The sequence below is a fragment of the Vibrio sp. Vb1554 genome, from assembly GCF_033344235.1.
On record NZ_JAWPOJ010000009.1, the window covers coordinates 81,477 to 104,853 of the forward strand.

Consider the following 23,377-nt stretch of genomic DNA (forward strand, 5'->3'; position numbering starts at 1 on the left):
CGTTCATTTCTAAAGGGTTTAGTTATCACAACGTGATGTTAATGCTTTGTTCGAGGGACTCGTTGACTAGAATGTCGCCAGAATTCAAAGGAATGAATCATGCAGCTTCATGCGATTTTTTTATATCCAGAGAAAGCTAAAGCCATAAGAAGGAGTGGTTTTGTGATCGATAAAGTTTGCCCCGTCGTTCTACGTAATCAAAATCAAGAGATCCTACTTTTTAAACATCCGTTGGCGGGTGTTCAGCTCGTCAAGGGCACTGTTGAAGTGTTTGATGAAAGTTACATCATAGCGGCCAAGCGGGAGCTCGCTGAGGAGTCTGGTATCACACATGTTCGTTCCGCACGATATTTATGCTCATGGGACAGTGGCTTTCAAAATCAAGCATGGCATTTTGTTTTGTGTGAGTGTGCTGATCTCGCTAATTCATGGCTGTTTCATACGCAAGACGATGGTGGACATGATTTCGCGTTCTTCTGGCACGATGTCGAGAGCGGCCTTCCCGCGAATGCACATACTGTGTTTCAGCGCGGGCTGGAAAAGGTACGAGAGTTGCTAAACCAAGGCGTGATTTAAAGGAGGATTCTGTCGTTGCATTGGCGGATTTGGGACAATGACAAAGCAAACACTATGCTTCTACTAGAAGCAAATAAAGAAGGTAGAGTAGCCGTTACTGTTCTCATCGTGTTGATAATGGCACTGTCGATCTCAAAAATGGCGATGAGATTACAAATGTTTAAGTGACTTCTATATGCTTTGCTCATTCATTCAGATAAGGAAACGGTAATGGATAAATTCGTCTTGTTTCTCTTATGCCTTTTTATGACAGTTGGCGGAGTGGTTCATCTTTATGACAACATTGTTGGTGGCTTTTTACCTTACGATTTTGCGCCACGCTGGTTGAATATGTATTGGAGCGCTTTGGGACTATTGGACTTATTAGCAGCGTATCTATTGGTCAAGCATCACCGCTCTGGCATAGTCGTTATGTTATTGATTCTTATAACCAATGTTATCTTTAGTTCCCACGCTCACTATACATTAGAAATATTAGATAACAACGTCGCCCTACAAATGAAGACACTGTTTTTAGGGTTCTCATTTGGGGTATCTATCTGGTTATGGAATGCGCGAAAACATAGTCAATCGCGCCAAATATTTCGTTAATTATTATTTTCACAACACTCGATTAAGGATTGTAAACAGGGACTCGTTATGAACGATTTTAAAGACTTGGCCAGTTTTGCTGGTTTCAGCGTACTGACAGGTTTGAGCTTTGCCACCACTTTCTTCAGCCTTGCTTTTCTATACAGCTCAATAGAGGCACAGCAAGTAATGAACACCAATGCTTTGGCATGTGCAGTGCTTGGTGTTGTTGGTTTATTTGTTGGTATTACTCAGCTAAACAAAAAGCGTCAGCTAGCAGAAAACTAATCTGCTCTTACACATCATGAGGATGAAGTAGTGTTTAACTGGGGTTTAGGCTTGGTCTATTCGTTTTGTTGACATACTTCATCCAACAATATTTTTTCAACCATTACTTCTTCTCTTTATTGTAGCGAAAGGGCTGCGTTAACAGCTTATCTAATCTTTGCTCTTCTTCGTCTCTAATTTCCGGCACACCAATAACAACATCTTCATGACCCAACTTAGGCTGAGCTCGGTATGTCCCAAAAAAGCGGTCCCAAACTGAAAGGAAAAAACCAAAGTTTGAGTGGGTCTCTTTTACTATCACTGAATGGTGCACGCGATGCATGTCTGGTGTAACGATGACGTTTCGCAGTTTTTGGTCCATAGATAAAGCCAGTTTTGCATTACTGTGATTAAACATCGCGCTCGCATTAAGCACAATTTCAAATACCACAATTCCGATAGGTGAAACACCTAAGATAAACACGGCTGCAATTTTTACTCCCATTGAAATGATTATTTCGAAGGGATGAAAGCGTGCGCCTGTAGTGACGTCTATGTCGAGATCGGCGTGATGCATTCGGTGAATCTTCCACAGCGGTTTTACATGATGAAAGACAACATGCTGAGCGTAAATGACGAAATCAAGCAAAATGACGGTTAGGAAAATGTTTAACCAATCGGGGAGGGACAGAATATTCAGCAGCCCCCATTGTTGCTCCTGAGCTATGACCGCAGCTTGAAAGGCGGCGATAGGAATGATTAAAGCAATAACTAGGCTGTTAAAAGCAACCAATGACAAGTTATTGACCCAGCGAAACCTGCGCGAAGCGGTCAGTGTTTTTCTAGGCAATTTGTTCTCCCAAATGGCACAAAGCAATAATACGCCAAGGAAAAAGCCTAATCTGAGCCATGAGGGTTCTTGAAATGTCGTTTCTGTCACTGTCATTCCCTTATTTATTTCTTTATCTATGACCGAGATAAGTGTGAAATTATTTCAACACACTGCTGATGGGCTTATCTTGAGGCGAAACCATAATATCAGTAGAATCGCGCTCTACTTTTTACTTGGCATTACTTACCATGAGAATTCACGCTTTCCACCGTTTATATCAGTACCGACAATCTATCTCAACCAAGCCTTTCAACGCGCGTGGATGTAAAGTGGTTCGTTGCCAATATTGCCAGGTTTCTGAGCAACACTGTTTGTGCGACCTTCAGCCAAACATTAAGGCTAATATTGCATGTATGTTGATTGTTTCTGAAAACGAAGTATTTAAGCCAAGTAATACCGGTCGTCTAATCGCTGATACGATTCAAGAGACTTACGTGTATCAATGGAACCGAACAGAACCGTCTGAAGAGATGCTAGCGCTACTACAGGATGACAGTTACCAACCGGTGATTGTATTTCCTGCAGACTATGTGGATGATCCCTCTCGTTTAATTGAAGATCTAGAGCCAGGGCGATTGGTAAAAGAAGATGTCGAGAACAAAAAATGGTTGCTGATCTTTATTGATGGTAGCTGGCGTGAGGCACGAAAGATATTCCGTCGTTCTGATTTTCTTAAATCTTTGCCTGTGCTTTCCATTGAGCCGGAATCTCTGTCTGAATACATCATGCGCCGCTCCGAGAATGATCAGCATCTTTCAACCGCCGAAGTCGCGACATTAGTTTTAAAACAAGCTGGTGAGCCTAAAGCTGCGGAATGCCTTCAATTGTGGTTTGAAGCCTTCAGAGAAACTTACATGCTGAGCAAGACTCGAGTCAAAAGCGACCCTAACCAGCCACACTTGAAACGTTTCAAAGAGTGGATGAAAACCGAGAGCTGACTCTAAGGAATGAGCTTTTGTTGATGGTATGTTGTTCAACTGGCTTCGGTGAGGGGATAAATCTGCATTCGGTCACGGTTTGCAGGCGTACAGATATGGATAATGCCATCAGTTTATACTTTTGACTCTAGCCATTTTTGAGAGTCGTTTGAAGCATTTTTTAGGAGAGAAATACATGTATTACGGCTTTGATGTCGGTGGCACTAAAATTGAATTTGGTGCATTTAACGAGAAGCTTGAGCGTGTAGCGACGGAACGTGTACCTACACCAACAGACAACTACGAGCTGCTGGTTGATACCATTGCGGAATTGGTGAATAAATACGATACAGAGTTTGGCTGCGAAGGTACGATTGGTCTTGGCCTACCAGGTATGGAAGACGCCGATGATGCAACGGTACTAACAGTTAACGTTCCTGCGGCAAAAGGCAAACCACTTCGTGCTGATCTAGAAGCTAAAATCGGTCGCAGCGTAAAAATTGAAAACGATGCAAACTGTTTCGCGCTTTCTGAAGCCTGGGATGAAGATCTTCAAGATGAACCATCTGTACTAGGTTTGATCCTTGGTACTGGTTTTGGTGGCGGCTTTATCTACGAAGGCAAAGTATTCTCTGGCCGCAACCACGTAGCGGGTGAGGTGGGTCACACACGTCTTCCTATCGACGCATGGTTCCACCTGGGCGAAAACGCACCATTACTTGGCTGTGGCTGTGGCAACAAAGGCTGTTTAGATAGTTACCTATCTGGTCGTGGTTTCGAGCTTCTTTACGCGCATTACTACGGCGAAGAGAAGAAAGCGATCGACATTATTAAAGCGCACGCAGAGGGTGAAGAGAAAGCAGTAGAGCACGTCGAGCGCTTTATGGAGCTGTTAGCGATCTGCTTTGCAAACCTGTTTACTGCAACAGACCCACACACCGTTGTACTTGGTGGCGGCTTATCTAACTTCGAATTGATTTACGAAGAGATGCCAAAACGCATCCCTAAACACTTATTGTCTGTGGCTAAGTGTCCTAAGATCATCAAAGCAAAACACGGTGATTCAGGTGGTGTACGCGGCGCTGCGTTCTTAAACATCAAGTAATGACTTAAACCTTACTCGATATAAAGTAAGAAGAAATTTAAAGCCCCGTTTAGACTTTCAAGGTTAAACGGGGCTTTTACTTATATACCGAAGTAACTTGTATACCCAAGTAACTCATATACCTAAGTAATTTCGGTATGCTCGGGTATGGATCATGAACAAAAGTAGCATGCATAAAAAACTCGCGACGAATCGCGAGTTTTTGTTTTGGTCTGCTTAGCTTGGCTTATTTTTTCTTTTTGCCTACGCCCAAGTTTTCTTTTTGAGCTAGAGTGATTTTGCTAAAGCCAAGTTTTCTGAAATGATTATCGCGGTAGTTGCGCACAGCCTTGGTGTCAGATACTGCTTCGATTTGCTGCTCCATCTTTAGGTACTCAGTGATATCGATACCTTCCGCCTCTGCAACTGCTTCTTGAATGTTGCGGTGTTGCTGGTATGAGAACGTCAGTTCTTTGTCTTGGTCTTTGTAAGTGTAAAGAATGGTGCGAGCCATAGCTGTCTCTCTGAAAAGTTTTTCTGTTATCAATAAAAAGGTCAGACACGCTGACCTTTGAATTCTGAATCGGCTTAGATTCTGCCTTGAAGTGGGATAATTGTCACGCTTTCTCCCGCTTTTACTGTATCAACAGCAGGGGAGATTTCGATCAAACAGTTCGCCTCACTCATAGAGCGTAGAATGCCAGAGCCTTGTTTGCCTGTTGTGCGAACGGTTAGGCGACCTGTTTCGTCTAGCTCGTAAATACCACGGCTAAACTCGGTACGACCTTGGCGAGAGCGCAGATTTTCTGTCGCAATGGCACTGACTTTGAGTGGCTTCCAACCTTGTTCACCTTGCATCTTACGCAGCGCAGGCTCAACAAAGTTGATGAATGAAACCATCACCGCCACAGGGTTACCCGGCAAACCAAAGAAAGGCTTATCGTTGATTTGACCAAACGCAAGCGGACGACCAGGGCGCATGTTGATACGCCAGAAATCAATTTGTCCCAGCTTATCCAATGCCAGCTTAATGTAATCGGCATCGCCAACGGAAACGCCGCCAGAAGTCATCACTACGTCGGCTTGCGCAGAAGCATTTTCGAGCGCGTCAATCATCAATTTCTCGTTATCTTCTAGGATACCGAAATCCAAGATCTCGCAACCTAGTTTCTCTAACATGCCCATGATAGTGAAACGGTTTGAATCGTAGATTGAATTCGCTTTCTGTTCTGTACCTGGCGCTTGAACTTCGTCACCGGTAGAGAACACGGCTACTTTCAACTTGCGGAACACGTTCGCTTCGCCAAAACCAAGAGAAGCAATCATGCCCATCTCAGGAGAGGCTAGGCGAGTGCCTGCGGTAAAGACATCGCTACCAATTGCTAAGTCTTCACCCGCTTGGCGAACGTTTTGACCGGTCTTGATGCTTGCACCATTGAACGTGACTGTATCGCCGTCTTGGGAAGCTTGTTCACGCATAACAACGGTATCACCATTGATAGGTGTTGGTGCGCCCGTCATGATCTTAACCGCTTGACCAACTTCCAAAGGCTGATCGTAAGCGTGACCCGCCATCACTTCAGCAACCACTTGGTAGCTTTCACGCTCGACGTCATCACCGCGAATCGCGTAACCGTCCATCGCTGAGTTTGTGTATTGCGGAACATTCACTGGTGACACAACATGATCTGCAAGCACACGACCGTATGCATCTTCAATCTTGCATGCTTCGGTTTCAGAAACCGTGTTTACCAACGAAAGGATCTTTTCTTGTCCTTGAACCACAGAAAGGAAAGCTGGAGAAAGGGTATCGCAGCAAGCGGCTTCTTTCTCTTTACTCTTTGGCGCTTTCGCTTCTTGAACATACTGAATAACGAACTGGGCAATCGCCTCAAGATCGTTGATGTTCATTTGTGGCAGTTCAGAGTCCAATTCGCCGCTGTCTGAAGCAATCGCGATGATGTTTTCATCGTTTGGATAAAGCCAAGGCTTACCGACTTCTTCACGGTGCAATTCGATCTTAGGAAAGGCAATGTTTTTGCAGCCTTCCACTAGAACTACGTCTAGCTTGTCTTCATCGAAACGTGTCAGTAGGTAATCAAACTCCGATTCTGACTCTGGTGTTTCTGTCATCAGTGCGAAGCGGTTACGAGAAGAGATCAGCATTTGCGATGCGCCCGCTTTACGTAGGCGATGGCTGTCTTTGCCCGGTTGGTCGACATCGAAGTTATGGTGTGCGTGCTTTAGCATACCGATGCGTAAACCCGCATCGGTCAACTTTGGTAGTAATGCTTCAAGTAGCGTAGTTTTGCCTGTACCAGAGTAGGCAGCAAAACCAAGAATAGGGATGTTTAGCGTGTGTTTCATGATTCAAGTTGTCCAAATTGCGCCAATTCTTCAGGCGTATTTAAGTTGACGAAACAGTTTGGTGAGTCGCTAAAGTCAACGTAACTGGTGTTGCACTCTTTGTAGAGTAGGATGATCTTACGATCGCCACGTTCTAAAAACGCGGTCAGCTTTGGCAGTACGCGCTTGTGGTAAAGCGTGAAGACAGGCTGTTGGTGGTCGCCATCATGAGCAACCAAAATATCGGTGTCTTCTTTTACTGCATTGCAGAAACGTTTAACAAGATCAGTGTTGATTTGTGGGCTGTCGCAAGGGACGAAGCCAACCCAATCGGTTTCTGCATGAACCAAGCCCGCGTGGATACCGCCCATCGGACCTGGGAAATCTTTAAATTGATCGCTGAAGACGAAACCAAACGCACGGTAGGCGTCTTGGTTTCGGTTCGCATTGATTAGAATGCGTGGTGTTTGCGGAGATAAACGTTCGATAACGTGTTCGATGAGTGGCTTCTGATTCAGTTCGATCAGACCTTTGTCTTTTCCACCCATACGGCTGGCTTGACCACCAGCCAAAATGACCCAACTAGTTTGTGTTGGCTGAAGCATATGCGTTCTCTTGGGATGTTTCTTTTGGTATGACATACAAGAGTGGAGACTCTACCAAAGTCTTGTCTTTAATCCACCACTGTTTTTTACATAAATCCGTCAACGCGTTGGCTTGGTGACTGGTCACGACAATACTAGAGCCGCGATCAAGCAGATCTTTTGCCATGATAACCAGACGTTCAATCGACTCTTGGTCGAGAGAGGCACTTGGTTCGTCCATCAACAAAATCGATGGTTTTAAGATCCAAGCTCGTGCCATTGCTACGCGTTGCTTTTCACCGCCGGACAATACAGAGATGTGTTCGTCGGCTAAGGTTTCTAACCCTACCATGCGTAGCGCACTAATAACTTGAGCTCGCTTATCTTTTGCCGTGTCTTGTTGATATTTAACTCCATAAACGACGTTTTCATAAACAGTGCCGTCAAAAAGGTAAGGGGATTGATGGAGATAAATCACATCGACACGACCATTGCGACGCGTCAGTCTTTTCAGCCACGTATCTTTTGGCGCAACAACATCACCAGTAGAGGGTTTGAGCAAGCCAGCAAGGATTTTGAGTAGGGTAGTTTTGCCCACACCATTGTCACCCTTGAGATAAATGGCATCATTTGGGCCGATGGCTAACTCAGGGATGTGGAAAAGCACACGCTCTTTAAAGCGCATGGATAACTGTTCGGCGGTGATTTTTATAGTCATAATTCGCCTCGACATGGGGTTAATGGTGAGTCGTTTGTTTGCTTCATGTTCTATGTTCTGAGGTAGCCTTTGCCTCTCATGCTTGATAAGAAGAAGTTTAGAGCCAACGCTAAAGATAGTAATACAATTCCTAATGCAACTCCTTGCGCAAAAGCACCTTTACTGCTTTCCATTGCGATAGCCGTGGGAATATTTCGCGTCACGCCCATAATGTTCCCACCAACCATCATTGAGCAGCCCACCTCGGTCACGATACGTGAAAACCCTGCAATGATAGCCGCAAGTAGAGGAAAGCGGGTTTCCCAAATCATCGTAGCTGCCAAGCGCGGGATGGAGACGCCCAGCGTGATGGCAGTTTCCACTGCACGACGGTCGCTAGATTGTAATGCACCATGCATCATCGATACCAAAACAGGGAAGCAGATCACCATTTGGCCGAAGATCATTGCCTTCTGAGTGAACAGCATTTGCCAGTCTCCCCAAGGGCCAGCACGCGACAGCAACATGTACAGCAACAGGCCAATCACCACGGTAGGGACCGCTTGCAGCGTATTTACGATCGACAACAAAAACCATTTACCGCGAAAGTCGGTATACGCCAGTACAAAGGACATCAAAATAGCCGGCAATACCACTAGGGATATTGCCGTGATAGAAACACTAAAGGAGACCGCAACGATCTCCCATAGGTCTGCATCAAAATTCACCAGTAAGCGAAGCGCTTCCAGTGTTGTATCAGCAAGATTCATATTGCGTTATTTGCTCTCAGCATTCGCAACAAACAGTTGTTTACCGTTTAGGCGGAAACCATTGATAAGTTCCTGTCCGCGAGGGTTTACCAACCAATCACTGAATGCCTTCGCACCTTGGTAGTTAATCGTTGGGTAACGCTCAGGGTTAACAAGAATAACTTGGTACGGGTTAAACAGTTTTTCATCGCCTTGGAACAGAATTTCTAGATCCAATTTGTTTTGGTAAGCCAGCCATGTGCCGCGGTCCGTCATGGTGTAGCCTTGCATTTCAGACGCCATGTTTAGAGTTGGGCCCATACCTTGACCTACGCTACGGTAACCACCAAAGTTCGGTTCGATTTTAGTTTGAGCCCAGAAGCCCATTTCTTTTTTGTGCGTACCAGAATCATCGCCGCGAGAGATGAACGTTGCGTTTTTGTTTGCGATCTCTTTGAATACATCTAACACGCCTTCGTCATTTTTGATTGTTGCTGGGTCAGCTTTCGGGCCTACAATCACAAAGTCGTTGTACATTAGCTTGCGAGGTAAAACGCCGTAGCCTTTCTCAACAAATGCGCCTTCAGCTTTTGGTGCATGTGTCATCACCAAATCTACGTCACCGTTTTCGCCCATTTTTAAGGCTTTACCAGTACCTGCAGCAATAACATCGACTTTGTAGCCCGTGTCTTTTTCAAATTGTGGAAGCAGGTAATCAAGTAAACCTGAATGGTAAGTACTGGTTGTGGTTGCAAGGCGAACATGTTCTCCGTCTTGAGCAGAAAACGCAGAGTAACTTACAAGCGTGATAGACGTTGCAGCCAGAGTTAGCGCAATTTTTTTCATTTTTATGTGTTCCTTTCCAATGATTCTTTGGAATCTCTCCAGGTTTTAGGGAGAAGCCTTTTTGGACGAGAGCGATTAGCGTAATACGCAAGTTGTCTTAGGGTGTTGGAATAAGCAAACATCAACATCCTGAGATCACTTAAATGCGCTCCGTATCCACCTTATAGCAAACAAGATGCCAACCTTTTACAAGCTTAAAGTGCTTGGTTTATGCACTAAATCATGGGGTTATTTGCATAAAAGTTTGCGTTGGTACAAAATGTCGCACTTTTTGTAGGGTATCTCTGTTTAAACTTGGTACACTCTGTCCCATCGAAATCCATCTGGGGTAAATATGTCTACTCAATCCCATCTTAGTACAAACCAACAATATAGCGCCTTTTCCGTACTGGTCGTCGATGATGAATTAGGCATGCAAGCCATCTTGAAAAAGGCATTGGGTAAGCTTTTTTCACATGTCGATACAGCTGGTAGCATCGAAGAAGCAGAACAACTGCGTAATTCTCGACATTATGATCTGATCTTACTGGATATTAATCTGCCAGGGCGTTCTGGAATTGAGTGGGAAGAAGCGTTTGAAGATGATGACAAACGTGCCGATGTGATTTTTATGACGGGTTATGCGGATTTAGAAATTGCCATTCGAGCGCTACAGCTCGGTGCTTCCGACTTTATCCTCAAACCATTCAACCTTGAGCAGATGTTAAAAGCGGTCAGTCGCTGTATGGATCGCCGTTTGAACGAACGCATGCAGTACGCCATGACACGCGATTACCAACGTCACAATACCTCAGAGATCATCGGCGGCTCAGAAAAAACGCGTCTGCTTAAGCAACTTATTAACCAATTTGCACCATCACGCGCTTCTGTTTTGGTGGAAGGTGAGTCGGGTACGGGTAAAGAACTAGTTGCACGAGGTATCCACCAGGCGAGTGGGAGAACGGGCCCGTTTGTGCCAATCAACTGCGGCGCGATTGCACCAGAGCTTTTAGAAAGTGAGTTGTTTGGTCATACATCGGGCGCGTTTACCGGTGCAAAAAAATCGCGTGAAGGTTTGTTCCGTGTTGCGAACGGTGGCACCTTATTTCTTGACGAAATCGGGGAGATGCCACTTGCAATGCAGGCATCATTATTACGTGTGTTAGAGCAGCGTACGATTCGCCCTGTCGGTTCAGAAAGAGAGATCAGTATTGATGTCCGTATCGTAGCGGCAACCAACCGAAACCTGCAAGAAGAGGTCAATCAAGGTAATTTCCGCAGTGACCTCTATTACCGTTTAAACGTTCTGAAAATTGAAGTGTGTCCGCTGCGAGAGCGCAAAACCGACTTATTTGAGTTGGTGCCATTTTTCAGCAATATGCTGACGCGCGAGCTCGGTATGCCTGCGCCCAAATGGGCTCACGAGGATATGGAAGCCATGAGTGAGTACGATTGGCCGGGAAACATTCGTGAGCTGAAAAACTTGATTGAGCGTTGTATCTTGCTTGGCAAACCACCTGCACACTATTGGCGAGAGCTGAATGGCGGGCATTCACTGCCTAATGTATCGATTACTGTTTCTCACTCTGCTGAGTTACCAACCTTTAGAGAAGGCAAAGAATTTACTGGCGAAGGCTATCCAAACAGCTGGACGTTAAAAGAAGTCGAGAAAGCACATATTAAACAAGTCGTTAACTTGCATGAAGGCAATAAGTCTGCTGCTGCTCGTGACTTGGGCGTAGCTCGCAAGACCTTAGAACGTAAGTACAAAGAATGGGATTCTGAGGATGAGGAATATGCCGACTAACGGCCCACAGCACAAAGGATTGTCAAAATGGACGCACCGTTTTAAAACCATGGTGCGTTATCGTTTGTTATTCTTAACCTCTGCGCCGATTTTCCTCACGTTGTTAGCTCTGATCGGCATTACCATTTATTGGTCTATTCATTACACGTGGCAAAATGCGCTGCTTGATGTCTCGGAGCGTCTTGGTGTTGCAAATAACAGCGTAACGTTGTTACAGCAAAAGCAAGCCAATTACGTGCGGGCGTTTGCCGATTCGTACGATTTCCGTATTCGCATTAATCAAGGAACGCCACAAGGTGACCTGCAAAAGTGGGTCACAGAGCAGAAGAAAAGATATGCTTTAGATTTTCTCTCTTTCCAACGCGTTAATTCCATGGAAAACAAATTCCGCTTTATGGATCTCACCAAGCGCGAATCGTTTTTTGATGTACTCAATAAAGAAGAACTCGAACGCCTCGATCCTGAACTCGCCAAACGAGCAGAAGTGCCTATTCTTGCTGATGGTGACAGGGAGGTGCGTGGGTTAGTCAGTCGGACCGTGATTCCGGTATACAGCCAAGCGAACGATTTGATCGGCTTTCTTGATGGTGGTTTGCTCCTTAACAACAGCACAGTGCTGGTGGATCAAATCCGCGATCTCATTTACTTAAGTGATAACGACCGCCTTCGCCCTGTGGGTACGTTGACGGTATTTCTCGATGATTTGCGTGTGAGTACCAACGTTCCTCTAGACAGCGATCATAGACTAGGGCGCGCTATAGGCACTCGCGTGAGCGCAGAAGTGTATAACCAAGTACTTTCTAAGGGTGAACAGTGGGTTGATCGCGCTTATGTGTATGACGCTTGGTATATTACGGCGTATCAACCAATCAAAGACCAATACGACAATGTTATTGGTATGCTTTATACCGGTTACCTCATGTGGCCATTCGTTAAAGCCTACATGACGAACATTGCCGAAATCAGCTTGATTACGGTTATGTTATTGCTGGTTTCCGGCGTGATGGTATATCGCGGTTCTTATGATCTGTTTCGACCGATCGAACGCATTCATAAAGTGGTGAAGCAGGTCCAACAAGGTAAAGAAAAACGGATTGGCCCGTTAGGATTAGATGCCGATCATGAACTTGCGCAGTTAGCCAGACAGTTTGATGATATGTTAGACGCGCTAGAAGAGCGCAAAATTGAACTGAAAAACTCCGCAGCTCAACTTGAATGCAAAGTTCAAGAGCGTACGGCAAGCCTGAGAGAAAAAACCCAAGATCTTGAACTGCATATTCAATTGCTCAACCAAACCCGCGACAAACTCGTTGTTCATGAAAAACTGGCAGCATTGGGAGAACTCACCGCGGGGATTGCTCACGAAATTAATAACCCAACCGCCGTGATTCTTGGCAACGTAGAATTGATCCATTTTGAATTGGGTGACGATGCAAGTCGAGTACAAGAGGAGATTGATGCGATTCACGCGCAAATTGATCGTATCCGCAATATCACGCGCAGTTTATTGCAATACAGTCGCCAAGGCGGTGTTCAAGATGAAATCACTTGGCAACATGTCAATCCTATCATTGATGAAAGCATCACCTTGGTTAAAACTGGCACCAAGAAACGCGACGTTGAGTTTGTGACTGACCTACAAGCGCATACGTCCGTTGAGATAAACCGTCACCACTTGCTACAAATCTTAGTTAATTTGCAAATGAACGCCATTCACGCAATGAGCGGTAAAGGAACTTTAACAGTAGTCAGTGAAGACTGGATTGAAGAGGGCGAAGTGAAAGGAGCCGCGATTCATGTTATCGATGAGGGCTGCGGTATTAAACCAGAAAACTTGAGTCGAATCTTCTCGCCATTTTACACAACTAAACGAGAAGGCACAGGGTTAGGGCTATCGGTCTCCCAAAGTATTCTCAGCCAAACGGGTGGTGAGTTAAAAGCAGAGTCTGAATGGGGAAAAGGCAGTAAATTCAGTATTTATTTACCTAAAAAAGCCGAACTGATCCTAGAGGTGACGAACATCGCTTAGTCACTTTTTTGAAGTATTAATGGAAAAAGAGCCACTGACGATAGTGGCTCTTTTTTGTATTTAATGACGCATTTATGTTTACGCTTTTGCTTCTTAGAAACCTTACAATGATTTCACTTGGAGTGAATTAATAAAAACAACACTTGCAGTATGTAGCATGAACAAGTACCGTTGCCCGGTTTTTCTAAATACACCCCAATTGCTAAGGTAAAGGTTTTGATCTCCACAGCGAATATTACTCAACAATTCGGCGCTAAGCCGCTATTCGAAAACATTTCAGTTAAGTTCGGCGAAGGCAATCGCTATGGCTTAATTGGAGCTAACGGTTGTGGTAAATCAACCTTTATGAAGATCCTCAGCGGCGAGCTTGAGCAAACCAGTGGTAACGTAAGCTACGATCCAAACGAGCGCGTTGCAAAACTGAACCAGGACCAGTTCGCTTACGAAGAATTTACTGTAATCGATACCGTTATCATGGGTCATAAAGAGCTATGGGAAGTGAAGAAAGAGCGTGACCGCATCTACTCACTTGCTGAAATGAGCGAAGAAGACGGCATGAAAGTGGCTGACTTAGAAGTTCAGTTTGCTGAAATGGACGGCTACATGGCAGAAGCCAAAGCGGGCGAGCTTCTTCTTGCTGTAGGTATCCCAATGGAGCAACACTTCGGTCTAATGAGTGAAGTAGCACCAGGCTGGAAACTTCGTGTGCTTCTAGCGCAGGTTCTATTCGCAGACCCAGATGTGATGCTTCTTGACGAACCTACCAACAACTTGGACATGGACACAATCCGTTGGTTGGAAGATACGCTAAACGCGCGTAACTGCACAATGATCATCATTTCGCACGACCGTCACTTCCTAAACTCAGTATGTACACACATGGCTGACTTGGACTACGGTGAGCTACGCGTTTACCCTGGTAACTACGACGAGTACATGACGGCGGCTTCTCAAGCTCGCGAACGTCTACTAAACGACAACGCGAAGAAGAAAGCACAAATCGCTGAGCTACAAACGTTCGTTGCACGTTTCTCTGCAAACGCATCGAAAGCAAAACAAGCGACATCTCGTGCGAAGCAAATCGACAAGATCAAACTGGACGAAGTGAAAGCGTCTAGCCGTCAAAACCCATTCATTCGTTTTGAACAGTCTAAAGAGCTGTTCCGTAACGCTCTGATTGTAGAAAACCTGAGCCAAGGTTTTGAAGAGGACTTGTTCTCAGACTTCAATGCAATTTTTGAAGTGGGAGAGCGCGTTGCGATCATCGGTGAAAATGGTGTGGGTAAAACAACACTTCTAAACACGCTTGCTGGTGTACTTGAACCGCGTGCTGGTGAGTTCAAATGGTCTGAAAATGCAAACATCGGTTACTACGCGCAAGACCACGCGCATGACTTTGCAGAAGACATGAACCTAACGGATTGGATGGGTCAATGGCGTCAAGAAGGTGATGACGAGCAAGTCGTTCGTGGTTTCCTTGGTCGTATGCTATTTGGTCAAGATGACATTAAGAAGTCAGTAAAAGTACTGTCTGGTGGTGAGCAAGGTCGTATGCTGCTTGGTAAGCTAATGATGCACAAGCCAAACATGCTGCTAATGGACGAACCAACCAACCACATGGACATGGAATCGATCGAATCTTTGAACACGGCGCTTGAGCAATACAAAGGCACGTTGTTCTTCGTCTCTCACGACCGTGTATTCGTAGACTCACTAGCAACGCGTATTATCGAAATCCGCGATGGTAAAATCACAGACTTTAAAGGCACTTACTCTGAGTTCCTAAAATCTCGTGGTGTTGACGCGTAATTACTCGCAAAGCGTTTAAAAAGCAAAAGCCTCGCTATTTAGCGAGGCTTTTTTGATATTTGGCCTTAATCCTTAAACTGACCTGTTATATACGCATAGAGCCCGACTACGCCAAAGGTAATAATCATAGAAAGCATGATACCGCTGGGCGTAAGCAGAAAATTCCACAATTGGTCATTATTCATAGTCCACATCCTCTGTGAATCCGCATTATTGGTTTTAGTTTACACTGAAAAGGTGTTATTGGTTGCCTTTTACATCAAATTCAACCTTGTCGGCTCCTGTAAAAACTTGGAAGCGCAAACCTTTCGCACGCGCAATGGTCGTAATACCAAATTGCTTCGCTAGATCTAACCCCATTTGAGTAACGCCAGAGCGAGAAAGCAGAACAGGAATGCCCATTTGAGCCACTTTAATCACCATCTCTGATGTAAGGCGACCAGTTGTGTAGAAAATTTTATCTTCACCTGTTTCTTCTTTGAGCCACATCTCACCTGCAAGTGTATCCACTGCGTTGTGACGGCCGACATCTTCCACAAATGACAACACTTCATTACCTTTGCAAACCGCACAGCCGTGTACTGCGCCCGCTTTTTTGTAGGTGTCGTTGTAATGAGTTAACGCTTCCAGCGCAGAATAAATCTCTGACTGCTTAAGAGAAACTTGAGGCACTTGATAATTTTCAAGCTGCTTCATCACGTTGCCATACATAGTGCCTTGGCCACAACCTGAGGTGACGGTTTTCTTTTTCAGGGCGCCTTCTAAGTGTTCAGTGTTTTCTTTAGTAATCACCGCTGCGGAATGCGTTTCCCAGTCAATAATAACGGATTCAATCGCGGCTGGATCGGACAGGAAGCTTTGGTTTTTTAAATAACCCAGTACTAGTGCTTCTGGACGCGAACCTAGCGTCATGAGCGTGACCACTTCTTTCCAGTTCAGCATGACCGTAAGAGGACGCTCGCACGCGATTTGCTTTGTCAGTTTTTCGCCGTACTCGTCGTACACATCGACTTCAATGGTTTGCAGGGGATTTTCACTGGTTTTAATAATGTTTGGTTTCAGCACAGTCGTGTCCTAGTGATTAAGAGCGTTAGGTTGCTACGCATTTTAGCTTTTTAAGTGGCTAGCAAATCTCATTCCAAAATAGCGGTTCCCACAGAAATTGCGAGGTTTTATGTCAACAATGCATTAAAACTGCGAGTTCGCAGTAATGACACATCAATACATTTGAGTTTCGTCTAGTTTGGTACTTATAGCCTGAGGGAGTATATAGACTAAGTTATATCAGCTTGGCGCGTTTATTGCTTCGAAGACAATAAAAATGGTCGAAAACGGGGGCAAAATGTCCTGTGTGTTTTCAGACCAAAAATATAAAGACTGGGTGAGTTATGTCGGATAAGAAAGATTTCGAAAAAAATTACGAAAAGACTGAGGATACATGGCCAATCGGCGTAGAGCTTGTTGAGCATGAGATCAGTACAGGGATTTGGGTGACAACCCAATGGCAGTTGACAGGATTTGCGCTGAATCCGACGGAAGAGACTCCAGATGTTTGTCTGTTGCAATTACATAAAGACGAGCGTACAGACTACCGTTTTAACTTAAGCTCTCAGCAACCTAAACTCTTTTTAGTGATGGATAACGTCGAGTCTGGTGAAAAACCAGCGATACAGCTACTGACGGCCTCACAATCTGTTGCGGCGCAATATATGGATGGTGATAACCTTGTACTATCCAACGATATGCCGTTAGCCGTTCAGGCTTGGATGGAAGCCTTTATTGGTCGTCACGGTGAGTTGTTAGAAGTAAGACGCAAGAAACGCAAAGGAGCAGGCAGAGCAAATGGCAACTAGTTTTTTAAGCCGTTGGTCGAAACGTAAACTAGAAGAATCTTCCCAACATGATGAAGAGATTACGCCGATAGCAGAGACGGAGCAATCCGAAGATAATGTCACAGCGCTTTCAAACGCTGACGAAAGCTCAGATGCTTTGAACATCGATGAGGATAGTCAGGCTCCAGACATTACCGCGAGTGTAGAGACTGAAAAAACCGAAGAAATGTCTGTGGCGCAACTGCTGGTTTCTGAAGCTTCAGAAAGCGTTAAGAAAGCCGCGCTGCGCAAAATGTTCTTGTCCGAAGAATTTAACGTGCGTGACGGCCTAGATGATTACGATGATGATTACAGTAACTTAAAGTCACTTTCTCAAGACGTCGCTGAGACGCTGCGTGATTGGGTTAAAGACAAAGTGGAAGACGAACCAGACGCTGAAACTGCGCAAGGGTCTGAGCTTAATGTTAACGATATCGCATCTGAGGTAGTTGAAGACGCAGAGTCAAACACCGACAAAAATGCCCAAATTACTCAAGATGAAAATGAACTGTATATAAATACAGTGCTTGGCGAAAGTGATACTTTTGCTGAAGAATCACCGCCTAACGAGGTGAGACAAAATATACCACACAAAGAATAGGTACATTTTGACTAAACACTCAATGAGCCGGCTGAGACAAAATGTCTCAACCGGTTTTTTTATCCCTACTATTTGTCAGTAAAATTGATAACCTATTGATTTTTAGTTGATATTTTATTGGCATGACACTTGCTATCTGTTGCTCAATACCAATCTGGTTGAAGTTAGTACGGACGCACTGCGTAGTATTCATCGCCTATAGATGGCGGAATAAGAATGCTCATTGATAAGTTAATCAGCAGAATCTCCGGCGCTAACTACACTAAGAGATGGAAAAGACTATCCATGTTCATAAATGGAATTGAGCAATGCTGAAACAATTATTAGAACAAGCAACTTCCAATAACGGTAAAGCGAGGCTGTACGCTTTCGAAAATACCGTAGAGTTGACCAATCTTATTCCACCAACCGTAAGCTATGAAAGCGGCGGTAATACTTTGATTGTGGGCCCAACAGCAATCATCGAAAGTGCGGCAGCGCAATTGTCGCAAATGAACAGCCTAACGCTGCTTTCTACCGATGGCGAAAAGGGCACAAATCCCGAGCTTTATTACGCCAATTCGGTTCAGGTTTCAGGGTTCTTAGGTACGTTTGAAGTTCTGATTGAAAATCATGGTTCGACCAACAATCTTGCCAAGGTCGCGATCAATAGCGATTGTTTCGATATCGTACTCGATCTTTGCCTTAACAGCTGCATGTCGGAAGAAGTCCCAGTACCAGGCTACTACCCAGTAGGTCGTGGCTATCCGAAACTGGCTGAAGCGTTGGAAGAGATTCCAACCTTAATGGGGACGTTCGATAAACCGAAATTCTTCCGTTTAGATACCGATTTATGTGCACACAGCTCTCGTGGCGTAAAAGGTTGCGAACGGTGTGTGGATGCTTGTCCGGCAGGGGCACTATCGAGTGAAGGCAGCGACAAAACGGGCCATCGCATCGAGATCAACCCATACCTATGTCAAGGCGTGGGTACTTGTGCTACAGCGTGTCCGACAGAAGCGATTCATTACGCACTGCCAAACCCTGAAGATACGCAAAAGTTTATTGAACGTACGCTCGCCAACTATGAGCAAGCGGGTGGTTTAGATCCTATCGTATTGATTTGCAGTTCTCGCCACGAGAGCTACAACGTGATGGCACTAAAAGCACTGCCAGATAATGTGATTCCAATTGTGGTGGAAGAACTGCCTTCGGTTGGTATTGATACTTGGTTCGCCGCGCTTGTGAATGGTGCTACTCAGGTGCTGTTTGCGGCTTCACGTTTTATGCCTCAAACCATTATTCGTGTGCTTAATAGCGAAGTAGGTATTGCTCAAGAGCTGCTCGGTCAGCTTGGTATCGCCAAAGAAACCATCGACATTCTGTATCTAGAGTCACTACGTGAAGGTGCTCCGACACTTTGTACCGAGTCTTTTGATTTGGCATTAGGAGACTTGCAAGGCAACAAACGTCAGCGTCTATTTACGGCGTTGGATGCGTTGTCCGCATCACGTATTCCAGTTGAGAACATTGTTGAACTTCCAGCGAACGCACCTTACGGCACAGTCTCTTGTGAAAGTAAAGATTGTACGTTGTGTATGAGCTGTGTGGCGGTGTGTCCAACACGTGCATTGCATACGGACGGTCGATCTCCGTCACTTAAATTCGTCGAGCAAGACTGCATTCAATGTGGGCTGTGCGAGAAAGCGTGTCCAGAGAAAGTGCTGACGCTTACGCCTCGTATGAACTGGGTGAAAAAAGAGCGCCAAAAAGCGGTTGTGATTCACGAAGAGAAAGCAGCGGAATGTATTCGCTGTCATAAGCCATTCGCACCTCAGTCTATGATCGACATGCTACAAAACAAGTTACGCGGTCACTCTCATTTCTCTGATGAAGCGGCGATCAATCGTATCGCGATGTGTGAAGACTGCCGTGTGATCGACATGTTTGAGTCGATGGCAGAAGACCCAATGAAACAACTGAAATACTAGGAGCTAGCAGTGGACACACAACAAGAACAAACACTGAGAACAGACATTTATCTCGTTTTATCCGCACTTTTTCGTAGTGCGCCTAGTGATGAAATGCTGGCGTTCCTGAAATCGCTAGAAATTGAGCCGTCTGAGAGCGCGATGCAAAAAGCTTGGCTCGCACTGCAACAAGCCGCGAACGAAGCGCAGCGAGAAGCGTTAGAAGAAGAATATCAAGATCTGTTTATTGGCATTGGACGTGGTGAAGTTGTGCCATTCGGATCTTGGCATCGTACTGGCTCGATGATGGAAAAACCGTTAGCGGAAATTCGTCGCGATTTGGATCTTTTAGGCATCGAACGAGAAGAGAACGTGAAAGAGCCTGAAGACCATATTTCTGCACTGTGCGAAGTGATGGCAATGCTGACAGGTGAAGAGGAAGAACTTCAACAAGCGGTGTTTAACAAACACATTGCCCCTTGGTTCCAATCTTTTACGCGCCAACTAGAGAGCGCAGAAAGCGTGAACTTCTACAAGCCAGCTGCACAGCTTTGCGATGCATTTTTAACTTTAGAGCAAGTCCGCTTTAGCGTGAACACCAAAAGCAGTAAGAACAAATTAAAAATTGATGTGAAAAACGTCACTGATTACGAGTAATCGAGCAGTACTTGGTCATATCGATAGAGAGGCATGAGTCTCCAAAGATCTACCGTAAGGTAAGGAAGCAATGATGAAAGATAATAAAGAAATAAACACAAGCCGTAGGGATCTCCTAAAAGGCTTCACAACCGCTGCCGTTGCCGGTGCTGTTGTTGCGGGAACCACGAAAGTGGCCGTTGCTTCAGAAACGGTTGAGCCTTCTGAAAACGACGTGAAGAAGAAAGGGTATCGTGAAACTCAACACATTCGCGATTACTACGACACACTTTAGGAGATAACGGATGAAACTTGTCAAACGCTCCGACAGTGTGAGCAAAGAAACGAACCAGCTTGGCGTATCTCGTCGTGCATTCATGAAAAACACTTCGCTTGCCGCTGGTGGCGCAGTGGTTGGTGCTAGTCTATTCGCACCGGGAATGATGAAAAAAGCGCAAGCAAAATCAGTCGAGCCAGAAGCGAAAACAGAAGTAAAACGTACTATCTGTTCTCACTGTTCAGTGGGTTGTGGTATTTACGCAGAAGTTCAAAATGGTGTTTGGACGGGTCAAGAGCCTGCATTCGACCACCCATTTAACGCGGGTGGTCACTGTGCAAAAGGCGCAGCACTGCGTGAACATGGTCACGGTGAGCGCCGTCTTAAATACCCAATGAAGCTTGAAAACGGTAAGTGGAAAAAGCTTTCTTGGGATCAAGCGATCGAAGAAATCGGTAACAAGGTGATGGACATCCGTAAAGAGTCCGGCCCTGATTCGGTTTACTTCTTGGGAAGCGCAAAGCACAGCAACGAACAAGCGTATTTGTTCCGAAAAATGGCATCACTTTGGGGTACGAACAACGTTGACCACCAAGCGCGTATTTGTCACTCAACAACCGTGGCGGGTGTAGCGAATACTTGGGGTTACGGTGCGATGACCAACTCTTTCAATGACATGCACAACTGTAAGTCGATGCTATTCATTGGTTCAAACCCAGCTGAAGCACACCCAGTAGCGATGCAGCACATTCTGATCGCAAAAGAGAAGAACAACTGTAAGATCGTCGTAGCGGATCCTCGTCGTACACGTACGGCAGCAAAATCGGATCACTATGTCTCACTTCGTCCTGGTTCTGACGTAGCATTCATTTGGGGTGTGTTGTGGCACATCTTCGAAAACCAATGGGAAGATAAAGAGTTCATCCGTCAACGTGTATTCGGTATGGATGAGATCCGTGCTGAAGTGGCGAAATGGACGCCAGCAGAAGTTGAGCGCGTAACAGGCGTAAGCGAAGAAGACGTTTACCAAACAGCAAAACTGCTTTCTGAAAATCGCCCGGGCTGTATTGTTTGGTGTATGGGTGGTACTCAGCATACTACTGGTAACAACAACACACGTGCTTACTGTGTGCTTGAGCTAGCGCTTGGAAACATTGGTAAATCAGGCGGCGGTGCAAACATCTTCCGTGGTCACGATAACGTACAAGGCGCAACCGACCTTGGCGTGCTCTCTGACACGCTACCGGGCTACTACGGCCTTTCTGAAGGCGCTTGGCGTCATTGGTCAAAAGTGTGGGAAATCGATTACGAATGGATCAAAGGTCGTTTCGATGACAACGCTTATAGCGGTCAGAAACCAATGCACAGTGCAGGTATTCCTGTATCTCGTTGGGTTGATGGTGTACTGGAAAACAAAGACAACATTCGTCAACGCGAAAACATCCGTGCAATGTTCTACTGGGGACACGCAGTGAACTCTCAAACACGTGGTGTTGAGATGAAAAAAGCGATGCAGAAGTTGGACATGATGGTGATTGTGGACCCATACCCAACGGTTGCTGCGGTAATGAACGACCGTACCGACGGCGTTTACCTGCTTCCTGCAACAACACAGTTTGAAACACACGGCAGCGTTACCGCATCTAACCGCTCTCTACAATGGCGTGATCAGGTGATTGAACCTTTGTTTGAATCAAAACCAGACCACGAAATCATGTACCTGCTTTCGAAGAAACTGGGCTATTCCGATCTTCTGTTCAAAAACATCCGTGTTGAAAACAACCAGCCGGTGATTGAAGACCTAACGCGTGAATTCAACAAAGGCATGTGGACGATTGGTTACACAGGCCAAAGCCCAGAGCGTTTGAAAGCGCACCAACAAAACTGGCATACGTTCCACAAAACCACATTGGAAGCGGAAGGTGGCCCTGTCAACGGTGAAACCTACGGTCTACCTTGGCCATGTTGGGGTACACCAGAAATGAAACACCCAGGCACGCACATTCTGTACGATACGTCTAAGACGGTTGCAGAAGGTGGCGGTAACTTCCGTACGCGCTTTGGTGTGGAATTTGAAGGCAAGAGCCTACTTGCTGAAGACAGTTACTCGAAAGGCTGTGAGATCAAAGACGGTTACCCAGAGTTCACTGACAAGTTATTGAAACAACTTGGTTGGTGGGACGATCTAACTGCTGAAGAGAAAGTGGCAGCAGAGGGTAAAAACTGGAAGACTGACCTTTCTGGCGGTATTCAGCGTGTCGCGATAAAGCACGGTTGTATTCCATTTGGTAACGCGAAAGCGCGTGCGATTGTTTGGACGTTCCCAGACCGTGTGCCACTGCATCGTGAACCACTTTACACACCACGTCGTGACCTTGTAACGGATTACCCGACTTGGGAAGACAAAGATGCCATCTTCCGTGTACCTACGTTGTATAAATCCATTCAAGAACAAGACAAATCGGGCGAGTACCCAATCGTTCTGACTTCTGGCCGTCTGGTTGAATACGAAGGTGGTGGTGAAGAGACGCGTTCAAACCCTTGGCTTGCCGAGCTTCAACAAGAAATGTTTGTTGAAGTGAACCCGAAAGACGCGAACGATCTTGGCTTCAGAGATGGTGATGATGTTTGGGTTGAAGGTGCAGAGAAGGGACGAATCAAGGTGAAAGCGATGGTAACACGTCGTGTGAAACCTGGTTTGGCGTTCATTCCGTTCCACTTTGGCGGTAAGTTCGAAGGTGAAGACCTACGTCCTAAATACCCAGAAGGTACACAGCCTTACGTTGTTGGCGAATCGGCTAACACGGCAACCACTTACGGTTACGACCCGGTTACCTTGATGCAGGAAACCAAAGTAACTCTATGTAACATTCGTAAAGCGTAAGGAGTCT

At 45.5% G+C, this 23,377-nt stretch carries 22 protein-coding genes; 14 read left to right on the plus strand and 8 right to left on the minus strand.

All coding sequences use genetic code 11. The annotated features are described in order from the left end of the window. The first annotated feature begins 162 nt into the window (after positions 1 to 162). The 3 genes from R8N28_RS09855 to R8N28_RS09865 all read left to right on the plus strand — a co-directional run bounded on the left by R8N28_RS09855 (position 163) and on the right by R8N28_RS09865 (position 1,434). Complete coding sequence (locus tag R8N28_RS09855; RefSeq protein ID WP_025766662.1) at positions 163 to 576, plus strand: NUDIX hydrolase; 414 nt, start codon at positions 163 to 165, stop codon at positions 574 to 576. A 210-nt stretch (positions 577 to 786) separates the two neighbouring features. Beyond that, positions 787 to 1,167, plus strand: a complete 381-nt coding sequence (locus R8N28_RS09860; RefSeq protein ID WP_053303078.1) for a hypothetical protein — start codon at positions 787 to 789, stop codon at positions 1,165 to 1,167. A gap of 48 nt (positions 1,168 to 1,215) precedes the next feature. Further along, the gene (locus tag R8N28_RS09865) at positions 1,216 to 1,434 is read left to right on the plus strand and encodes a hypothetical protein (RefSeq protein WP_005389537.1); all 219 of its coding nucleotides are present in this window, start codon (positions 1,216 to 1,218) and stop codon (positions 1,432 to 1,434) included. Between the two features lie 103 nt (positions 1,435 to 1,537). On the opposite strand, the gene R8N28_RS09870 is transcribed toward R8N28_RS09865, so the two are convergent. Beyond that, complete coding sequence (locus R8N28_RS09870; RefSeq protein ID WP_318183351.1) at positions 1,538 to 2,353, minus strand: sterol desaturase family protein; 816 nt, start codon at positions 2,351 to 2,353, stop codon at positions 1,538 to 1,540. Between the two features lie 140 nt (positions 2,354 to 2,493). Here R8N28_RS09870 and R8N28_RS09875 point away from each other — a divergent pair, with 140 nt between their 5' ends. Both R8N28_RS09875 and nagK read left to right on the plus strand, forming a co-directional pair. Then, positions 2,494 to 3,243, plus strand: coding sequence for a tRNA-uridine aminocarboxypropyltransferase (locus tag R8N28_RS09875; RefSeq protein ID WP_005389532.1), 750 nt, complete (start codon positions 2,494 to 2,496; stop codon positions 3,241 to 3,243). Between the two features lie 175 nt (positions 3,244 to 3,418). Then, positions 3,419 to 4,327: an N-acetylglucosamine kinase gene (gene nagK, locus R8N28_RS09880; protein ID WP_005377586.1), complete on the plus strand. Its 909-nt coding sequence runs from the start codon at positions 3,419 to 3,421 to the stop codon at positions 4,325 to 4,327. A 226-nt stretch (positions 4,328 to 4,553) separates the two neighbouring features. Here nagK and R8N28_RS09885 read toward each other — a convergent pair whose 3' ends face one another. The 6 genes from R8N28_RS09885 to R8N28_RS09910 form a co-directional block, all read right to left on the minus strand. Beyond that, positions 4,554 to 4,820: a DUF2960 domain-containing protein gene (locus R8N28_RS09885; protein WP_005441547.1), complete on the minus strand. Its 267-nt coding sequence runs from the start codon at positions 4,818 to 4,820 to the stop codon at positions 4,554 to 4,556. Positions 4,821 to 4,894: 74 nt separating this feature from the next. Then, on the minus strand, positions 4,895 to 6,673 hold the full coding sequence (locus R8N28_RS09890) for a bifunctional molybdopterin-guanine dinucleotide biosynthesis adaptor protein MobB/molybdopterin molybdotransferase MoeA (protein WP_065274528.1): 1,779 nt from the start codon (positions 6,671 to 6,673) through the stop codon (positions 4,895 to 4,897). Beyond that, positions 6,670 to 7,257 carry a molybdenum cofactor guanylyltransferase MobA gene (mobA, locus tag R8N28_RS09895; RefSeq protein ID WP_065274529.1) on the minus strand — a complete coding sequence of 196 codons (588 nt, stop codon included), beginning with the start codon at positions 7,255 to 7,257 and terminating at the stop codon, positions 6,670 to 6,672. Before mobA ends, R8N28_RS09890 begins: the two co-directional genes overlap by 4 nt. After that, positions 7,235 to 7,954, minus strand: a complete 720-nt coding sequence (locus R8N28_RS09900) for an energy-coupling factor ABC transporter ATP-binding protein (protein ID WP_065274530.1) — start codon at positions 7,952 to 7,954, stop codon at positions 7,235 to 7,237. The genes mobA and R8N28_RS09900 overlap by 23 nt, the downstream gene beginning before the upstream one ends. A gap of 50 nt (positions 7,955 to 8,004) precedes the next feature. After that, positions 8,005 to 8,703, minus strand: a complete 699-nt coding sequence (locus R8N28_RS09905; RefSeq protein ID WP_005389524.1) for an ABC transporter permease — start codon at positions 8,701 to 8,703, stop codon at positions 8,005 to 8,007. A gap of 6 nt (positions 8,704 to 8,709) precedes the next feature. Then, positions 8,710 to 9,528, minus strand: coding sequence for a substrate-binding domain-containing protein (locus R8N28_RS09910; RefSeq protein ID WP_005389522.1), 819 nt, complete (start codon positions 9,526 to 9,528; stop codon positions 8,710 to 8,712). Between the two features lie 334 nt (positions 9,529 to 9,862). Here R8N28_RS09910 and R8N28_RS09915 point away from each other — a divergent pair, with 334 nt between their 5' ends. The 3 genes from R8N28_RS09915 to R8N28_RS09925 all read left to right on the plus strand — a co-directional run bounded on the left by R8N28_RS09915 (position 9,863) and on the right by R8N28_RS09925 (position 15,152). Further along, the gene (locus R8N28_RS09915) at positions 9,863 to 11,314 is read left to right on the plus strand and encodes a sigma-54-dependent transcriptional regulator (RefSeq protein WP_017820677.1); all 1,452 of its coding nucleotides are present in this window, start codon (positions 9,863 to 9,865) and stop codon (positions 11,312 to 11,314) included. Next, a complete protein-coding gene (locus R8N28_RS09920) occupies positions 11,304 to 13,343 on the plus strand; it encodes a cache domain-containing protein (RefSeq protein ID WP_017634912.1) in 2,040 nt (679 codons plus the stop codon). The genes R8N28_RS09915 and R8N28_RS09920 overlap by 11 nt, the downstream gene beginning before the upstream one ends. 216 nt (positions 13,344 to 13,559) lie before the next feature. Then, on the plus strand, positions 13,560 to 15,152 hold the full coding sequence (locus R8N28_RS09925; RefSeq protein ID WP_025766654.1) for an ABC-F family ATPase: 1,593 nt from the start codon (positions 13,560 to 13,562) through the stop codon (positions 15,150 to 15,152). 240 nt (positions 15,153 to 15,392) lie between these two features. On the opposite strand, the gene R8N28_RS09930 is transcribed toward R8N28_RS09925, so the two are convergent. Next, complete coding sequence (locus tag R8N28_RS09930; protein WP_005377552.1) at positions 15,393 to 16,217, minus strand: formate dehydrogenase accessory sulfurtransferase FdhD; 825 nt, start codon at positions 16,215 to 16,217, stop codon at positions 15,393 to 15,395. A gap of 323 nt (positions 16,218 to 16,540) precedes the next feature. On the opposite strand from R8N28_RS09930, the gene R8N28_RS09935 reads away from it, so the two are divergent. From R8N28_RS09935 to R8N28_RS09960, 6 genes are all read left to right on the plus strand, one after another. Then, the gene (locus R8N28_RS09935) at positions 16,541 to 17,005 is read left to right on the plus strand and encodes a DUF3305 domain-containing protein (RefSeq protein WP_005389514.1); all 465 of its coding nucleotides are present in this window, start codon (positions 16,541 to 16,543) and stop codon (positions 17,003 to 17,005) included. Continuing rightward, positions 16,995 to 17,624 (plus strand): DUF3306 domain-containing protein, encoded by a 630-nt coding sequence (locus R8N28_RS09940; protein WP_005389513.1) that lies wholly within the window; start codon positions 16,995 to 16,997, stop codon positions 17,622 to 17,624. The genes R8N28_RS09935 and R8N28_RS09940 overlap by 11 nt, the downstream gene beginning before the upstream one ends. Before the next feature lie 308 nt (positions 17,625 to 17,932). Beyond that, complete coding sequence (locus tag R8N28_RS09945) at positions 17,933 to 19,594, plus strand: 4Fe-4S dicluster domain-containing protein (RefSeq protein ID WP_005389512.1); 1,662 nt, start codon at positions 17,933 to 17,935, stop codon at positions 19,592 to 19,594. Between the two features lie 9 nt (positions 19,595 to 19,603). Then, entirely contained in the window at positions 19,604 to 20,230 is a 627-nt protein-coding gene (locus R8N28_RS09950) for a molecular chaperone (protein ID WP_017820684.1), read from the plus strand. A gap of 73 nt (positions 20,231 to 20,303) precedes the next feature. After that, the gene (locus tag R8N28_RS09955) at positions 20,304 to 20,504 is read left to right on the plus strand and encodes a twin-arginine translocation signal domain-containing protein (RefSeq protein WP_005377542.1); all 201 of its coding nucleotides are present in this window, start codon (positions 20,304 to 20,306) and stop codon (positions 20,502 to 20,504) included. Positions 20,505 to 20,514: 10 nt separating this feature from the next. Further along, complete coding sequence (locus R8N28_RS09960; protein WP_065274531.1) at positions 20,515 to 23,370, plus strand: formate dehydrogenase subunit alpha; 2,856 nt, start codon at positions 20,515 to 20,517, stop codon at positions 23,368 to 23,370. Positions 23,371 to 23,377 lie beyond the last annotated feature (7 nt).

What these genes read in the sequence shown, in the direction of transcription:
- R8N28_RS09860 (WP_053303078.1), top strand. Translation starts at nt 787, where the DNA reads ATGGATAAATTCGTCTTGTTTCTCTTATGCCTTTTTATGACAGTTGGC.
- R8N28_RS09865 (WP_005389537.1), top strand. Translation starts at nt 1,216, where the DNA reads ATGAACGATTTTAAAGACTTGGCCAGTTTTGCTGGTTTCAGCGTACTG.
- R8N28_RS09875 (WP_005389532.1), top strand. Translation starts at nt 2,494, where the DNA reads ATGAGAATTCACGCTTTCCACCGTTTATATCAGTACCGACAATCTATC.
- nagK (WP_005377586.1), top strand. Translation starts at nt 3,419, where the DNA reads ATGTATTACGGCTTTGATGTCGGTGGCACTAAAATTGAATTTGGTGCA.
- R8N28_RS09885 (WP_005441547.1), bottom strand. Translation starts at nt 4,820, where the DNA reads ATGGCTCGCACCATTCTTTACACTTACAAAGACCAAGACAAAGAACTG.
- R8N28_RS09890 (WP_065274528.1), bottom strand. Translation starts at nt 6,673, where the DNA reads ATGAAACACACGCTAAACATCCCTATTCTTGGTTTTGCTGCCTACTCT.
- mobA (WP_065274529.1), bottom strand. Translation starts at nt 7,257, where the DNA reads ATGCTTCAGCCAACACAAACTAGTTGGGTCATTTTGGCTGGTGGTCAA.
- R8N28_RS09900 (WP_065274530.1), bottom strand. Translation starts at nt 7,954, where the DNA reads ATGACTATAAAAATCACCGCCGAACAGTTATCCATGCGCTTTAAAGAG.
- R8N28_RS09905 (WP_005389524.1), bottom strand. Translation starts at nt 8,703, where the DNA reads ATGAATCTTGCTGATACAACACTGGAAGCGCTTCGCTTACTGGTGAAT.
- R8N28_RS09910 (WP_005389522.1), bottom strand. Translation starts at nt 9,528, where the DNA reads ATGAAAAAAATTGCGCTAACTCTGGCTGCAACGTCTATCACGCTTGTA.
- R8N28_RS09915 (WP_017820677.1), top strand. Translation starts at nt 9,863, where the DNA reads ATGTCTACTCAATCCCATCTTAGTACAAACCAACAATATAGCGCCTTT.
- R8N28_RS09920 (WP_017634912.1), top strand. Translation starts at nt 11,304, where the DNA reads ATGCCGACTAACGGCCCACAGCACAAAGGATTGTCAAAATGGACGCAC.
- R8N28_RS09935 (WP_005389514.1), top strand. Translation starts at nt 16,541, where the DNA reads ATGTCGGATAAGAAAGATTTCGAAAAAAATTACGAAAAGACTGAGGAT.
- R8N28_RS09940 (WP_005389513.1), top strand. Translation starts at nt 16,995, where the DNA reads ATGGCAACTAGTTTTTTAAGCCGTTGGTCGAAACGTAAACTAGAAGAA.
- R8N28_RS09945 (WP_005389512.1), top strand. Translation starts at nt 17,933, where the DNA reads ATGCTGAAACAATTATTAGAACAAGCAACTTCCAATAACGGTAAAGCG.
- R8N28_RS09955 (WP_005377542.1), top strand. Translation starts at nt 20,304, where the DNA reads ATGAAAGATAATAAAGAAATAAACACAAGCCGTAGGGATCTCCTAAAA.
- R8N28_RS09960 (WP_065274531.1), top strand. Translation starts at nt 20,515, where the DNA reads ATGAAACTTGTCAAACGCTCCGACAGTGTGAGCAAAGAAACGAACCAG.